This window comes from Aeromonas sp. S13(2024) (assembly GCF_041402405.1).
In the GTDB taxonomy this organism is placed as follows: Bacteria; Pseudomonadota; Gammaproteobacteria; order Enterobacterales; family Aeromonadaceae; genus Aeromonas; species Aeromonas veronii.
In genome coordinates, this window is sequence record NZ_JBGLRA010000014.1 from 1 (window position 1) to 15,173 (window position 15,173).

Consider the following 15,173-nt stretch of genomic DNA (forward strand, 5'->3'; position numbering starts at 1 on the left):
GGAGCGGCCGCATCATGCGTTGAAATACAGAACCCCCGATGCGGTACATAGGGGGTTCTGAGTAGAGAAATGCTAGTTGAAAATGTGTAAACCTATTTCAGGACTAGACACCGACTGCTTGACCGACTCAGGCTCAGCGCGGCGCTTCGTAGAGCTCCAGCGGCAGGCCGTCGGGGTCGGCGAAGAAGGTAAAGCGTTTGCCGGTCAGCTCGTCCACCCGTACCGGCTCTACCTCGACCCGATGGGTCAGTAGGTGGGCGATGACCCGGTCAAGGTCGCTGACCCGAAAGGCGAGATGGCGCAGGCCGCACGCCTCGGGGCGGGAGGGGCGCTCGGGAGGCGAGGGGAAGCTGAACAGCTCCAGCTGGCTGCCGTCCGGCAGGGCCAGATCCAGTTTCCACGACTGGCGCGCCTCGCGCAGGGTCTCGGCGATGATGGGCAGCCCCAGCACCTCGTGGTAGAAGTGGCGCGAGCGTGGGTAATCGCTGGCGATGATGGCCACATGGTGGATGGCCTCAAACAGCGGAAAGGTCATGGTGTTTCCTTGTCAGCAGCATAGTGAACGGGCAGCCTGCGCTGCCCGTGTCGTAGATCTAGTTGAAGAAACCGCCGAACCAGTCATCCAGCGCACTGCGTGGCGTCGCACTGCTGGCGCAACCGGCCGGGGAGCCCATGGTGGAGGCTTTGGCCGGCACCTGCAGGCTGCCCGGGCAGTCGCTGGTGACGCGGGTGCCGCTGGCGCGGGAGAAGTTGGCCCAGGTCACCCCTTCCGGCATCTTCAGTCCCAGACTGTTGACGCCGCGCTGGCTCATGTAGCCGCTAAAGAGCTGCAGGGCACCGCTGGCACCGGTCAAGCCCGCCGGGGTGTTGTCGTCGCGACCGACCCAGATACTGACCAGTTCGTTGTTGTCCATCCCGGCAAACCAGGAGTCGCGCAGCTCGTTGGTGGTACCTGTCTTGGCCGCCATGGTGGCGCCGGGGAACTTGGCACTGAGCGCGCGGGCTGTGCCCTGACTCACCGTCTTGGTCATGGCGAACAGGGTCAGCCAGCTTGCTTGCTGGTCGGTGACCCGCTTGGCGGTCTGATCATGCTGATAGAGCAGGCTGCCATCCCCGTTCACCACGGCGCGAATGGCCGACAGCGGCTGGGTCAGTCCCTGATTGGCGATGGGAAGATACATCTGGTTCACCTCCAGCGGGGAGAGGGCCACCGCCCCCAGCACCAGCGACGGGTAGGGCTGGATCTCCTGCTGGACTCCCAGCTTGTGCAGGGTGTCGACTACCTTCTCCAGCCCCACTTGCAGACCCAGATTGACGGTCGGCACGTTGAGGGAGCTGGCCAGCGCATCCATCAGCGGCACGCTCTGGCGGAACTTGCGATCGTAGTTTTGCGGTGTCCAGACCTGGCCATCCTGACCGCGAATACGGATCGGCTGATCTTTGAGTGGGGTCGCCAGGGTCAGGCCGTTGGAGAGACCGGTGAGGTAGACCGCCGGTTTCACTAGCGAGCCGATCTGGCGGCGGGCATCCAGCGCCCGGTTGAACCCGGCGTAGCGGGGATCGCGGCCACCCACCAGCGCGACGACTTCGCCCTTATGCCAGTCGGAGACCACCATGGCCGCCTCCAGCTTCTTCTTGCCGCGCAGCTTTTCTATATCGGCGAGGCCCGATTCGACCGCCCGCTCGGCCGCGTGCTGGGCGATGGGGTCGAGACTGGTGAAGATCTTGAGGCCGGACTGCTTGAGCAGATCGGCGCCGAAGCGGCTCTGGATCTCTCGCTTGAGCAGTCCCATAAAGGCCGGGGTGCGGCCATAACTCATCTGGCCACGGGCGATGATGCCGAGGGGTTGGCGGCTGGCCAGTTCATACTCGGCCTGGGTCAGGCTGCCGTGATCCATCAGCAGCTTCAGCACCAGATCACGGCGGGTCTTGGCCCGCTCCGGGAAGCGCCATGGATCGTAATAGGAGGGGCCTTTCACCAGACCGACCAGCAGGGCGACCTGATCGATATCCAGCTCGTTGACCGGAATGCCGAAGTAGAAGTAGGAGGCGAGGCCGAAACCGTAGACCCCTTGCGAGAAGTTCTGCCCCAGATAGACCTCGTTGAGGTAGGACTCCATGATCTCGTCCTTGCTGTAGCGATAGTCGATCAGCACCGCCATGTAGGCTTCCTGCAGTTTTCGCCACAGGCTGCGCTCACGGGTCAGAAAGAAGTTCTTGGCCAGCTGCTGGGTCAGGGTACTGCCCCCCTGCACGGTACGACCCGCGATCAGGTTGGCGAACATGGCGCGCATGATGGCCACCGGCGAGACGCCGCCATGCTGGTAGAAGTCGCGATCTTCGGTGGTGAGCAGGGTCACCAGCAGGCTGTCGGGCACTTCGGCGATACGCACCAGCAGGCGATCTTCCCGATCTTCGGTATTGAGGCGATCGAGCAGCACCGGGTCCATCTGGGCGTAACCGAGCTGGCGCTGGTTCTCCAGCGACTGGATCCCCTCAAGGCGCGGGCCGTTGAAGGTGAGGCGCAGGCCACGGGCACCGTCGGCGCCATCATAGAACTCGAACGGACGGCGAATCAGCTCGATGCGGTTGCCGTTGATGGTGTATTCACCCGGCGTGTGAGGCTGGCGCACCTGCTTGTAGCTCAGCATGTTGAGCTCGCGCAGCATCTGGTCCCGCGACAGGCGCTGGCTGGGGTAGAGCTCCAGCGGGCGGCTGTAGACCATCACCGGCAGCTGCCACTTCTCGCCATCGAAGCGCTCGCGCACCTTGGTATCGAGGTAGATGCCAAACACCACCATAAAGGCCGCAACCACCAGGGAGAGCTTGAAGCCAAGCCAGAACAGCTTGCGCCAGATGGTGCGTTTGGGCGCTGCCTTCTTGAGGGCACGCTTGCGTCGTTGGGTTGCCATAAATCCTCTTTGCTTTCCTTTCTACTTGTTATGTCGCATTCGCGAACGTTCGAGCGGGATTAACCCATCGAACCTAGATGCCCATCTTCTTTTTGGTGACTTTGGTCGGCATCGCTTCCAGCGGATTATCCGGCCAGTAGTGGCGGGGATAGCGCCCCTTCATCTCTTTTTTCACCTGCTCGTAAGAGCCTGCCCAGAAGGCAGCCAGATCGGCGGTGATCTGCAGCGGTCGCTGGGCGGGGGAGAGCAGCTCCACCACCAGCGGCACCCGGCCATCGGCCACGCAGGGGGTCGAACCTTGACCGAACATCTCCTGAATGCGCACCGGGATCACCGGTGCCTGCCCCGGTTGATAGCGGATCCGCACCCGGCTGCCGGTCGGTGCCGCAAAGTGGCTTGGCAGCGCCTCGTCGAGCCGTTTGGGCAACGGCCAGGGCAGGGATTGGCGCAGGATGTCGCTCATATTGAGCCTCTTCAGCTGCTCCAGCCGGGTCATGCCGCTCACCGCTGGCAGCAACCACTGTTCGAGGGTGGCCAGCAGGCTGTCGTCATCCATGGCTGGCCACTCCTCATCAGGCAGCCACTCACGGGCGCAGCGCAGACGGGCCAGCACCCCTTCGCTGCTCTCGTCCCACGGCAGCACATGCAGCCCCTTGCGGCGAATGCCTTGCAGCAGGCAGCGTCCTTTCTGCTCGTCAGAGAGTTCGGTCAGCGGTCGCTGGCTCAGCACCAGCTCGCCGATCACCTGCTGGCGTTCGGCGCGCACCCGCTCTTCCCGTTCATCCCAGTCGAACCACTGTCGTTCGCTTACCAGTTCCGGCAGCAGGCGTACCAGCTCGTCAAGATCGACCGGTTCGACGATAAAGATGCGGCTACCGCGATCGTTCTGCCCCATCTCGATGGCGATAAGGGCCCCTTGTCCCTGACAGGGATGACCTTCTACCAGATCGCAGCTCACCCCACCACTGAGTTGATAGCGACTGCCGCTGCGCAGTTTGCCGATGCGATCCGGCCAGGCGAGGGCGCAGAGTAGCCCCAGCCACTGACCCTGCGCAGTGGCAGGGCGTACGCCAAGCCGTTCAAACCAGCGGGCCGCGCCCTGGCGCAGGGCGTTTTGACGGCGGTGGAACAGCACAGAGAGGCGCTCCGATCCTCGCAGATCTTCTTCCTGCAACGCCACCAGATATGCGGCATCGGCGACAATCCCTGTCAGACCTTCAGCTTCCAGCTCGCGGGCGCGCAGCAGCATGCGGGCGAGACGGGGATGGGTACCGAAGGCCGCCATGGCACGACCAGCCGGGGTAAGTTGTTGCTCACCCTCCGGCTTCATGGCGCCGAGGGCCACCAGCAGCCGCTGGGAGCTGGCGACGGCCGCCGGCGGCGGCATGTCGAGCAGCGGCAGATCTTCCACTTTTGCCCCCCACTGGGCGGCATCCAGCAGCAGGCCGGTCAGCTCCTGAGTGAGAATATCTGGCGGGCTCTGCTCGGCGAGCCGCTCCTGCACCTCGCTGCTCCAGAGCCGGTAGCAGACGCCGGGGCCGAGACGGCCAGCACGGCCTGCCCGCTGGGTGGCGGAGGATTTGGCTATCTGGCGTGTTTCCAGTCGGGTGACACCGCTTTTCAGATCATAGGAGGCCCGTCGTTCCAGCCCACTGTCGATCACCACCGAGATCCCCTCGATGGTGAGGGAGGTCTCCGCCACATTGGTGGTGAGCACCAGCTTACGGTGGCCCGCAGGTGCCGGTTCGATGGCTGCCTGCTGCGCCGCCATGTCGAGGCGGCCGTAGAGGGGGGCGAGGGTCATGTCGTCCGGCAGTTTGTCTGCCAACCATTGCGCCAGTCGCTCGATCTCACCCTGTCCCGGCAGAAAGACCAGCAGGCTGCCGCGGTGGGCGGCCAGCGCTTCGAGCACCACGGCACCGACCTGCGGCTCCAGCCACTGCTGGCGATTGGCGGGGCGGTAGTGATAGTCGATGGGAAAACCACGCCCCTCGGAGCGAACCACTGGGGCATCCGGCAGCAAGGTCTCGAGTGCCATGCCATCCAGGGTTGCGGACATCACCAGGAGCTTGAGGTCATCGCGCAATCCCTGCTGGCTCTCGATGGCGAAGGCCAGCGCGGTATCGGCGTGCAGACTGCGTTCGTGGAACTCATCGAAGATCACCAGCGAGACGCCAGTCAGCTCCGGGTCTTGCTGTAACATCCGGGTCAGCACCCCTTCGGTGACGATCTCGAGCCGGGTCGCTGCGCTGGTGCGGCTCTCGCCACGCACCCGCAGGCCGATGCGCTCGCCCACCTTCTCCCCCAGCTGACGGGCCAGAAACGTGGCGATATTGCGCGCAGCCAGGCGCCTTGGTTCCAGCATGATGATGCGGCCGGGCAGCCGGTTCTGACGCACCAGCTCCAGCGGCAGCAGGGTCGATTTGCCCGCGCCGGGTGGCGCCTGCAGGATCACGCTGGTGTGGCTGTCGAGGGCGGCAAAGAGTTCGGGCAATACCGAAACGATGGGGAGCTGGGACAAAGCGATGAGCACCTTCTGTAGCAACCGGTAAAACGGCGCCTATTCTGCCACAGCCACCCGCGCCACCGTGAGTGGATGTGAGGCGATGGCCACTCGGGCGGGAGGCTGGCGAGACATGGCCGGATGGCTGCCATAGAATGGGCTCATCCAATGAGCGTGAAAAAGGCATTATCACCACATGGCCAAACTCTTCTTTGCCCTGCCCGTCAAGGAGCTCGCCCCCGAGCTCATCGCCTGGCGCGATCAGCTGCCCTGGCCCGGTCAGCCGGTGCCGCAAGCCAACCTCCACCTGACCCTCGCCTTTCTGGGGGAGGCGGACGAGTTGACCACCCGCCGCCTGATCGCCGCCGTGGAGCGTCAGCACTGTCCGCCGCTCTCCATCAGGCTGGATGAGACCGGCTGGTTCAGCCGGGCCAAGGCTGCCTGGATTGGCCCGAAGGAGTGGCCCAACGAGCTGACCGTGCTGGCAAAGGCGCTGCGACGCCACGGTGAGAAGTTGCGTCTTGGCAATGGCGAGCAGGGTTATCGCCCCCATGTCACCCTGTCGCGCAAGGCGGGTGAGGCGCCTGCCATCCTGCCTGCCCCAAATTTTCTGCTGCAGGCAGATGAGTTCTGCCTCTATCAATCCATCTCGACTCCGGACGGGGTGCGCTATGAGCCGCTTGCCTGCTGGCCGCTGCGTGCCCGGGTAAAAGAAGATGCGCGGAGGGCTAACCCGTGATCTTTGATCCCCCCCTGCAATCGGGCCAGCTGGTGGCCCGCTACAAGCGCTTTCTGACCGATGTGCAACTCGATAACGGCGAGGTCATCACTATCCACTGCGCCAATACCGGTGCCATGACCGGTTGTGCCGATCCGGGCACCCGGGTCTGGTACTCCACCTCCGATAACCCCAAGCGCAAGCTGCCCAACAGCTGGGAGATCGCCGAGAGCCCGGCGGGCCACTTTATCTGCGTCAACACGGCGCGCGCCAACCAGATTGCCCGGGAGCTGATCGAGCAGGAGGCCATTGCTCCGCTGGCGGGTTACAGCCGGTTGCGCACCGAGGTGAAGTATGGCGAAGAGAACAGTCGCATCGATCTGTTGCTGGAAGATGACGAGAAGGGCAATTGTTACATCGAGGTAAAATCGGTCACCCTGCTCGACGAGCGGGAGGAGGCTGGCATGGGCTACTTCCCCGATGCGGTCACCGCCCGTGGTGCCAAGCATTTGCGCGAGTTGATGGCGATGAAAGCGGCGGGCCACAGGGCAGTGCTGCTCTTTATGGTGTTGCACTCCGGAATAAGCCGGATGCGCCCTGCAACCCATATAGATCCGCACTATAGTCTGCTAATTGAGCAGGCAATCGCGGCGGGGGTTGAAATTTTATGCTATCGGCCCCATGTTGGGGTGCAAGGCATGGTGGCTCAAGGGTTTATCCCGTTTGAATCTGGTCACCTGTTACCCGAGGGGAGTGCATAAATATTGGAGTGGGTAACATTATTGGTACGGCTCGTTTGCTTACCCGTTACCCTTCTGCTATAGATGTCGCCCTCAATTTATGGATGGCACGGGTAGCGTGCTGAATTAGGAGACAGGGCATGCCAACAGGCGAAAACAGGAAATCTCTGGGCCCCCTGGCCATTGCGGGTGTCGCGCCTTACCAGGAAAAGCCGGGTGAGGAGTACATGAATGACCAACAAAAGGCGCATTTTCGCAAGATCCTGGGTGCCTGGCGCAACCAACTGATGCAGGAAGTTGATCGTACCGTCGACCATATGAAAGACGAGGCTGCCAACTTCCCGGATCCCGTGGATCGTGCCGCGCAAGAAGAAGAGTTCGCTCTTGAACTGCGTACCCGCGACCGTGAACGCAAGCTGATCAAGAAGATCGAGAAGACCTTGCAGCTGCTTGAAGACGATGATTTCGGTTACTGCGAACACTGCGGTATCGAGATCGGTATCCGTCGTCTGGAAGCCCGTCCGACTGCCGACCTCTGTGTCGATTGCAAGACGCTGGCCGAGATCAAGGAAAAACAGATGGCCGGTTGATCCCGACCCTCTGGTATATGAAAAAGGGAGCTCGCGGGCTCCCTTTTTTATTGAGCTTTTGGCGGTCGCGCCCCAGAATGCAGCCTCAATGAATCGCTTACCCGAACAGTCATGCCAGTGAATCCCCCGTCCTCACCCTTTGCACGTCCCTATGTCGGCCGCTTTGCCCCCTCACCCTCAGGCCCGCTTCATTTCGGTTCGCTGATCGCCGCCCTCGGCAGCTTTTTGCAGGCCAGAGCGCAGCAGGGACGCTGGCTGGTGCGCATCGAGGATATCGATCCGCCGCGGGAGATGGCGGGGGCTGCGGCCCTGATCCTCAAGACCCTTGAGGCATATGGCCTCGAGTGGGATGGGGAGGTGATGTTCCAGAGCGTGCGCCACGGCCGTTATGACGAGATCATCGACCAGCTCTATCGGGCGGGGGACCTCTACTGGTGCCGCTGCACCCGGCGCGAAATCATGGCCGCGGGCGGTCTCTACAGCGGCCACTGCCGCACCCTCGGGCTTGCGGCCGAAGGTTGCGCCGCCCGGCTGCGCCAGCACCATCCGGTCTACCACTTCGACGATCGTTTGCAGGGCCATATCGCGGTCCCGGCGGCGCTCGCCGAGGAGGATTTTATTATCCGTCGCCGCGACGGGCTCTACGCCTACAACCTGGCGGTGGTGGTGGATGATATGGACAGCGGTATCACCGAGATAGTGCGCGGCGCCGATCTGCTGGAGCCCACGGTGCGCCAGATTGCCCTTTATCAGACCCTGGGGGCTCCGGTGCCCGACTGGGTGCACCTGCCGCTGGCGGTGCTGGCAGATGGCAACAAGCTCTCCAAGCAGAACCATGCGCCGGCACTGGCGCTTGATGAGGTGCGACCGGCCCTGTGGCAGGCACTGCACTTCCTCGGCCAGTGCCCGCCGCCCGAGCTGATGGCAAGCCGGATCGACGAGATCATCCGGTGGGGCATCGCCAACTGGCTGCTCGAACGGGTGCCCGCCAGCGAGAAGATCCCGCTCGCGGATTGCTGAGTCGACCAGGTGATTTTTGTTTGATTGAGCGTAAATTGCCGCTGTTGATTGTGATTTTATCGGGATGATCCGTTTCAAACGGGATCAATTGTCAGCACGGTTTTTCATTTGGTCAGGCGTGAGCTATGCGCAGTTAGACCGCTATTTTTTGGCTCGGTTTGATTCAAATGAGCTGAAGTAGCCACATGGTTTTTCATTTGTGCAGGCCTGAGCTATGTGCAGATTGACCGCTATTTTCGCTGGCAGACGGTTTCATGCGGGATCAATTGTCAGCACGGTTTTTCATTTGGTTAGGCGTGAGCTATGATAGGCCGCTATTTTTTGGCCTCCCGTCAATTTAGAAGTCATGAAGAGGTGTACCATTTTTTCCCAGATCGCAAACTTTTGCCGCAAGGTGCTCGGCAAGGAAGACGGCGAGCAGTCGGTGGAATCCCCCATTCCAGCCCGTGTCGCCGGTCAACGTCGTACCTTAAGCCGTGATCAGCACCCTATTTCGCGCAAAGAGATCAGCGAGAATGCACTCAAGGTGCTCTATCGCCTGAACAAGGGCGGCTACGAAGCCTACCTGGTCGGCGGCGGAGTCCGGGATCTGCTGCTCGGGAAGACGCCCAAGGATTTCGACATCGCAACCGATGCGACGCCGGAGCAGATCAAGGCGCTGTTCAGCAACTGCCGCCTGATTGGCCGTCGTTTCCGCCTGGCCCACATTGTCTTTGGTCGTGACGTGATCGAAGTGGCCACCTTCCGGGGTCACCACCATCAGGTCAATACCAGCAAACATGTGTCGGCCCAGTCTGATGAAGGCATGCTGCTGCGCGACAACGTCTACGGCACCATCGAAGAGGATGCCGAGCGCCGCGACTTTACCGTCAACGCCCTCTACTACAGCGCCAAAGATTTCACCCTGCACGATTTCGAAGGGGGTCTGGAAGATCTGGCCGAGCGCAAGCTTGAGCTGATCGGCGATCCCGAGACCCGTTATCGTGAAGATCCGGTGCGGATGCTGCGCGCCGTGCGCTTCGCCGCCAAGCTGGATATGACCATCAGTCCGCGTACCGCTGCCCCCATCAAGGAGCTGGCGCCTCTGCTGCAAGACATCCCTGCAGCCCGCCTGTTTGAGGAGACCCTCAAGCTGTTCCTGGCTGGCGACGGTCTGGCGACCTACAAGCTGCTGCGTGAGTATGGCCTGTTCCAACAGCTCTTCCCACAAGTGGCTGCGCTGTTTACCCCGCACGGCAACTCGCCCTACGAGCAGTTTATCGAGCAGGCACTGATCGACACCGACACCCGCGTTCGTGAAGATAAGCGCGTCACCCCCGCCTTCCTCTACGCCACCCTGCTGTGGGGCTGCGTCGAGGCCCGTGGTCGGGTGCTGGAGAACGAGAGCGGCCTGCCCTGGTATGACGCCTTCATGCTGGCGATCAACGAGGTGCTGGACAATCAGGTGCGGATCATCGCCGTTCCCCGCCGTTTCACCACAGATGTCCGCGACATCTGGGCACTGCAACAGCGTCTGACCCGTCGTCAGGGCAAGCACCCCGAGCGCGCCATGGAGCATCCTAAGTTCCGCGCGGCGTTCGACTTCCTGTTGCTGCGCAACCGGGTCGAGCGCGGTCTCGGCGAGCTGGCCAGCTGGTGGGAGCGCTATGTTGCCTCCAATCCGGATGTGCGCCCGCAACTGCAGCGTGAAGCGACCCGTCGCCCGGCAAGCGGTGAGCGCGGCGAGGCTCGCAGCCACGATGGCGAGAAGCGCAGCAGCAACAGCCGCAACCGCCGTCGCCCCCGTCGCCGCAAACCGAAAGTGGCCGAGTGACAACAGACGTGATGACCGAGGTCTTCATCGCCATTGGTTCCAACCTGTCTGATCCGCTGGGTCAGGCTCGTCGCGCCGTTGCCGCGTTGGCAAGGTTGCCGGAATCTGTGCTGGTGGAGGCCTCGTCGTTTTACAGCAGCCGCCCCATGGGGCCTGCTGACCAACCGGACTACGTCAATGCCGTGGCCCGGCTCAATACCCGGCTCGCGCCCCTTGCGCTGCTGGATCAATTACAAAAAATCGAGCTGGAACAGGGACGTGTGCGCAAAGATGAGCGGTGGGGGCCGAGAACTCTGGATCTCGATCTGCTGCTCTATGGGGATCAGGTGATCAACCATGAGCGCCTGATCGTACCCCACTACGGCATGAAGGAGCGGGAGTTCGTGCTGCTGCCCCTTGCCGAAATTGCGCCTGCTCTGGTGCTGCCCTGCGGCACCCCGCTCGCCCGACTGGTTGCCCGCTGCCCGCACAATGATTTGGCCATCATTGCTCTGCGTGCAGACGTACAGGAGCCTCTATGAGCAAGATCACCACCGCCAGCCTGCTGAAGATGAAGCAGGAGGGTCAAAAGTTCACCGCCATCACCGCCTATGATGCCACCTTTGCCAAGCTGTTCGACGACGAGGGGGCCCACGTGCTGCTCATCGGCGATTCACTGGGCATGGTGCTGCAAGGGGGCCAGGATACCCTGGCGGTCAACATGGATGAGATGGTCTATCACACCCGCTGTGTGGCGCGCGGTGCCAGCAAAGCACTGGTGGTCGCCGACATGCCGTTCATGAGCTACGCCACCCCCGAGCAGACTTACCAGAACGCTGCCCGCCTGATGGCGGCCGGTGCCCGCATGGTGAAGATGGAAGGGGGCGACTGGCTCTGTGACTCCATCCGCCACCTTACCCGCAACGGGGTGCCGGTGTGCGGTCACCTCGGCCTCACTCCGCAATCCGTTCATGTCTTTGGTGGCTTCAAGGTGCAGGGGCGCGATGAGTTTCAGGCCCAGGAAATTTACCGTCAGGCCCTCGAACTGCAAGCGGCCGGTATCCAGCTGCTGGTGCTCGAGTGTGTGCCCACTGCGTTGGCCGAGCGCATCACCAAGGCGCTTCGCATCCCGGTGATCGGCATTGGTGCCGGCCCCGCGACCGACGGTCAGATTTTGGTGATGCACGATGCCTTTGGCGTCACCTCCGGCTATGTGCCCAAGTTCACCAAGAACTTCCTGGCCGAGACCGGCGATGTGCGTGCCGCCATCCGCCTCTATGTGCAGCAGGTGAGCGAGGGGAGCTTCCCCGGCCCGGAGCACTGCTTCAACTGATCCTGGCGGTTGCATGATGGGGGCTGCGGCCCCCGTCTCTGCTTCTCAGCCTCGCACAGTTAATCCGTATAGCTAATCCGTATCTTATTGATTCATCTAAAGGTGAACTGCTGATAGCCATGTTCGTGCCCCATCCCGCCCGAGCGCTACCGGTGGATGCAACCCGTCTCTCTTTTTGATTTATCGGAAGGTGAACTGCTGATGTTGGTCGTAAATAATCCCGTCGTTCTGCGTGAGCAGATCAGCCAATGGCGCCGTGAAGGGCGTGCCATCGCATTCGTGCCCACCATGGGCAATCTGCATCAGGGCCACCTGACGCTGGTGAAAGAGGCGCACAGCCATGCCGAGAAAGTGGTGGTCAGCATCTTCGTCAACCCGATGCAGTTCGACAAGGCCGAGGATCTTGCCAACTACCCGCGCACTCTGGAGCAGGATTGCGCCGCGCTGGAAGTGGCTGGCGTCGACATGGTATTCACCCCGACGGCGGAGATCATGTATCCGCAGGGGCTGGCGAGCCAAACCTTCGTCGAGGTGCCGGGTCTCTCCAATCTGCTGGAGGGGGCGCTGCGTCCGGGTCACTTCCGCGGGGTCAGTACCGTCGTCACCAAGCTGTTCAATCTGGTACAGCCGGATGTGGCCTGCTTTGGCCAGAAGGATTACCAGCAGTTGGCGCTTATTCGAAAGATGGTGGCCGACATGGCGATGCCCATCGAGATTGTCGGCGTGCCCACCGTGCGGGCCGAAGACGGGCTGGCGCTCTCTTCGCGTAACGGCTACCTGACTGCCGCCGAGCGGGCCATTGCCCCCGAGCTGGCGCGCACCATGAACTGGATCGCCGAGCAGATTGAAGCGGGTGACCACCACCTGCCCTCCTTGGTGGCGCAGGCCAGCCAACGCCTCGACAACGCCGGTTTTCGTACCGATGCCATCGACATCGTCGATGCCGCCACCCTCGGATCCGCCACTGACGAGAGCGCGCAGCTGGTGATCCTGATGGCCGCTTATCTTGGCAAGGCCCGCCTTATCGACAATCAAGTGGTCACGCTGCAGCAAGCCTGAGCCCGCCACAACCAGGAGGACCCCATGTCCAAGAAGGTTTACTGCATTGCCCAATTCCTGCCCAAACCCGGTCAGGAGCAGGCCCTGTTTCAGGTGCTGCAGGCGCTCGAGCCCAATACCCTGCGTGAGGATGGTTGCCTGCAATATCGGGTGACCCGCCACATCGCGAGTCCGTTTGCCGAGGGGGAGAGTTTCCCCATCGTATTCAACGAGATTTGGCAAGATATGGCGGCCTTTGAAGCCCACTGCCAGCGCGCCGAAATCAAGGCGTTCTTCGAGCGTTACTGTCTGGCGGAAGATGGTTTGGCCGCGAAGTGGAATGTCTGCGTCTATAGCGACGAACCCGAACAGTACGACGCCCCCGTAAAGAAGTAATTCCCCCGATTGCCAGCGGACGCCCCCTCGGGCGTCCGCTGCTTTTTCACGCCTGCACTCTCCTGCATTCCGGCGTTTTGTTCTGCGGCCCAGCCCGCATTTCCCTTCGTTTCTATCCACTTTCGGCCTGATGGCCGCTACAGGTATTTATGATGTTTGTCCTTATTGCATCGCTTGTTTTCTGTCTGCTCTGTTTTGCTCTCACCCGGTTACCCACCGGGTTGCCGCTCTCGCGCAAGGTGCTTGCGGGTCTGCTGCTTGGCGCCCTGTTCGGACTGGCGCTGCAACTGGGCTGGGGCGCTGATGATGCCGGCGTTCAGCAGACCCTGGAGTGGGTCAATATCATCGGCGGTGGCTATGTCAGCCTGCTCAAGGTGATGATGATGCCGCTGGTGTTTACCTCCATCCTCTCCGCCATTAACAAGCTGGAGCAGGCCCAGTCCCTCGGCAAGATCAGCGCCGTGCTGATCGGCTCCATGCTGACCCTGGTGATGATCGCCGGTGTAGTGGGGATGACGGTGACCCATCTGAGCGGTCTCACTGCCGAGGGGCTGTTGAGCCACGGTAGTGACAGCGCTGCGCTGCAACAGAGCATGAGCACCATCGACAGTGCCCAGACTCTGCCGGCCCTGCTGCTCTCGCTGGTGCCCACCAACTTTGCCGCCGATATGGCGGGTAGCCGCGGTCTCTCGGTGATCGGGGTGGTGATCTTTACCGTGCTGGCCGGGGTTGCCCTGCTGCAGTTGAAGGCGGAGCATCCGCAGGCGGGTGCCCGCGCCGCCGTGGCCATCGACACCCTGCAGTTGTGGGTGATGAAGATGGTGCGGGTGGTGATTGCGCTCACCCCTTATGGCGTGATGGCGCTGATCGCCCGGGTGGTGGCCCACTATCCGCTGAGCGAGATCCTCAGCTTGCTCGGCTTTATTCTGGTCTGCTACGTCGCCATTCTGGCGATGTTTGCGGTACACATGGTGATCCTGCTGCTGATCGGCCAGAACCCGCTGCACTATCTGCGGGAAGTGTGGGGTGTGCTCACCTTCGCTTTTGTCTCCCGCAGCAGCGCCGCCTCCATCCCCCTCAGCATCGAGACCCAGCAGCGCCTTGGGGTGCCCGCCAGCATCGCCAACTTTGCCGCCTCGTTCGGTGCCAACCTCGGCCAGAACGGCTGCGCCGGCATCTATCCGGCCATGATGGTGGCGATGATTGCTCCCATGCTCGGTATCAACCCGTTTGATCCCCTGTTCCTGCTGACTCTGCTGCCGGTGATTGCGCTGGGCTCCATCGGGGTGGCCGGCGTCGGCGGTGGCGGCACCTTCGCCGCGCTGATCGTGCTCTCCACCCTAAACTTCCCCATCGCGCTGGTGGGGGTGATGATCGCCATCGAGCCACTGGTGGATATGGGCCGCACAGCTCTCAACGTCAACGGCTCCATCATGGCGGCGATGATCACCAAGCGGTTGCTGGGCAAGCAACAGCTGGCCCAAGCGGAGCAGCCGCAGGAGCAGGCCGCCAGCTAACCCTGAGTGCCACGTAATATGAAAGAAGCCCGCAGTTGCGGGCTTCTTTCATATCGGCTGTGTTGCCTTGTGGGCAGACGCGGTTACTCGGCAGAGACGGGGTAACCGGCGCCTTTCCAGGCGAAGATGCCGCCCGGCACCCGATAGACCTGCTGATAGCCCTGAGTCACCGCCCAGGCGGCTGCGTTGTGGCTGCGGCCGCACTTGACGAAGCCGCAGTAGATCACCACAGGACGGGACTTGTCTTCACCCAACAGTGCCTGGAACTGTTCCGCCGTGCCGCTTCCCTCGACGATCTCGCTCCAGTTGTCGCCGGACTTGGCCTCCTTCACGAAGACAAAGTTCTTGGCGCCCGGGATGTGCTCTTTCTTGTAGGAGTCCTCATAGGGCATGGTGTCGATGATCACCAGCTCCTCACCCTTGTCCATCCGGGTCTTCAGCTCGGCCACGGTCAGCAGCTGATAGCCCCCCTGCTGCGCCTCCTGTGCCAACTGCACCGCCGACTGCTCCAGCTTCACCTCCTGCTCGAACTGGTTATCGCCACAGCCGCCGAGGGCAAAGCTGGCGGCGATCAGCGAGGCCAGCAGGGTGCGGGATCGCAATGTCATCATGTC

The 15,173-nt window shown here is 62.1% G+C and carries 14 protein-coding genes; 10 read left to right on the plus strand and 4 right to left on the minus strand.

What is annotated here, in order from left to right:
- Window positions 1-133: 133 nt before the first annotated feature.
- From ACB042_RS16520 to hrpB, 3 genes are all read right to left on the minus strand, one after another.
- Window positions 134-535 (minus strand): VOC family protein, encoded by a 402-nt coding sequence (locus tag ACB042_RS16520; protein ID WP_139443326.1) that lies wholly within the window; start codon window positions 533-535, stop codon window positions 134-136.
- Window positions 536-593: 58 nt separating this feature from the next.
- On the minus strand, window positions 594-2,912 hold the full coding sequence (gene mrcB / locus ACB042_RS16525; RefSeq protein ID WP_371178743.1) for a penicillin-binding protein 1B: 2,319 nt from the start codon (window positions 2,910-2,912) through the stop codon (window positions 594-596).
- Between the two features lie 73 nt (window positions 2,913-2,985).
- Entirely contained in the window at window positions 2,986-5,433 is a 2,448-nt protein-coding gene (gene hrpB, locus ACB042_RS16530) for an ATP-dependent helicase HrpB (RefSeq protein ID WP_371178744.1), read from the minus strand.
- A 178-nt stretch (window positions 5,434-5,611) separates the two neighbouring features.
- On the opposite strand from hrpB, the gene thpR reads away from it, so the two are divergent.
- The 10 genes from thpR (at window position 5,612) to ACB042_RS16580 (ending at window position 14,559) form a co-directional block, all read left to right on the plus strand.
- Complete coding sequence (thpR, locus tag ACB042_RS16535) at window positions 5,612-6,154, plus strand: RNA 2',3'-cyclic phosphodiesterase (protein ID WP_064335479.1); 543 nt, start codon at window positions 5,612-5,614, stop codon at window positions 6,152-6,154.
- Window positions 6,151-6,894 carry a DNA/RNA nuclease SfsA gene (gene sfsA, locus ACB042_RS16540; protein WP_019444756.1) on the plus strand — a complete coding sequence of 248 codons (744 nt, stop codon included), beginning with the start codon at window positions 6,151-6,153 and terminating at the stop codon, window positions 6,892-6,894. The genes thpR and sfsA overlap by 4 nt, the downstream gene beginning before the upstream one ends.
- Before the next feature lie 119 nt (window positions 6,895-7,013).
- On the plus strand, window positions 7,014-7,463 hold the full coding sequence (gene dksA, locus ACB042_RS16545) for an RNA polymerase-binding protein DksA (protein WP_005335644.1): 450 nt from the start codon (window positions 7,014-7,016) through the stop codon (window positions 7,461-7,463).
- A gap of 111 nt (window positions 7,464-7,574) precedes the next feature.
- Window positions 7,575-8,483: a tRNA glutamyl-Q(34) synthetase GluQRS gene (gene gluQRS, locus ACB042_RS16550; RefSeq protein ID WP_113739795.1), complete on the plus strand. Its 909-nt coding sequence runs from the start codon at window positions 7,575-7,577 to the stop codon at window positions 8,481-8,483.
- Between the two features lie 346 nt (window positions 8,484-8,829).
- Window positions 8,830-10,296, plus strand: a complete 1,467-nt coding sequence (pcnB, locus tag ACB042_RS16555) for a polynucleotide adenylyltransferase PcnB (RefSeq protein ID WP_005335642.1) — start codon at window positions 8,830-8,832, stop codon at window positions 10,294-10,296.
- Between the two features lie 11 nt (window positions 10,297-10,307).
- Window positions 10,308-10,817: a 2-amino-4-hydroxy-6-hydroxymethyldihydropteridine diphosphokinase gene (gene folK / locus ACB042_RS16560; protein WP_113739794.1), complete on the plus strand. Its 510-nt coding sequence runs from the start codon at window positions 10,308-10,310 to the stop codon at window positions 10,815-10,817.
- Window positions 10,814-11,608, plus strand: coding sequence for a 3-methyl-2-oxobutanoate hydroxymethyltransferase (panB, locus tag ACB042_RS16565; protein WP_005335640.1), 795 nt, complete (start codon window positions 10,814-10,816; stop codon window positions 11,606-11,608). The genes folK and panB overlap by 4 nt, the downstream gene beginning before the upstream one ends.
- Window positions 11,609-11,809: 201 nt before the next feature.
- Window positions 11,810-12,667, plus strand: coding sequence for a pantoate--beta-alanine ligase (gene panC, locus ACB042_RS16570; protein WP_371178746.1), 858 nt, complete (start codon window positions 11,810-11,812; stop codon window positions 12,665-12,667).
- A 24-nt stretch (window positions 12,668-12,691) separates the two neighbouring features.
- Window positions 12,692-13,042: a putative quinol monooxygenase gene (locus ACB042_RS16575; RefSeq protein WP_005354654.1), complete on the plus strand. Its 351-nt coding sequence runs from the start codon at window positions 12,692-12,694 to the stop codon at window positions 13,040-13,042.
- 149 nt (window positions 13,043-13,191) lie between these two features.
- Complete coding sequence (locus ACB042_RS16580; RefSeq protein WP_371178747.1) at window positions 13,192-14,559, plus strand: cation:dicarboxylate symporter family transporter; 1,368 nt, start codon at window positions 13,192-13,194, stop codon at window positions 14,557-14,559.
- Window positions 14,560-14,642: 83 nt separating this feature from the next.
- Here ACB042_RS16580 and ACB042_RS16585 read toward each other — a convergent pair whose 3' ends face one another.
- Window positions 14,643-15,170 carry a rhodanese-like domain-containing protein gene (locus tag ACB042_RS16585; protein ID WP_047437813.1) on the minus strand — a complete coding sequence of 176 codons (528 nt, stop codon included), beginning with the start codon at window positions 15,168-15,170 and terminating at the stop codon, window positions 14,643-14,645.
- Window positions 15,171-15,173 lie beyond the last annotated feature (3 nt).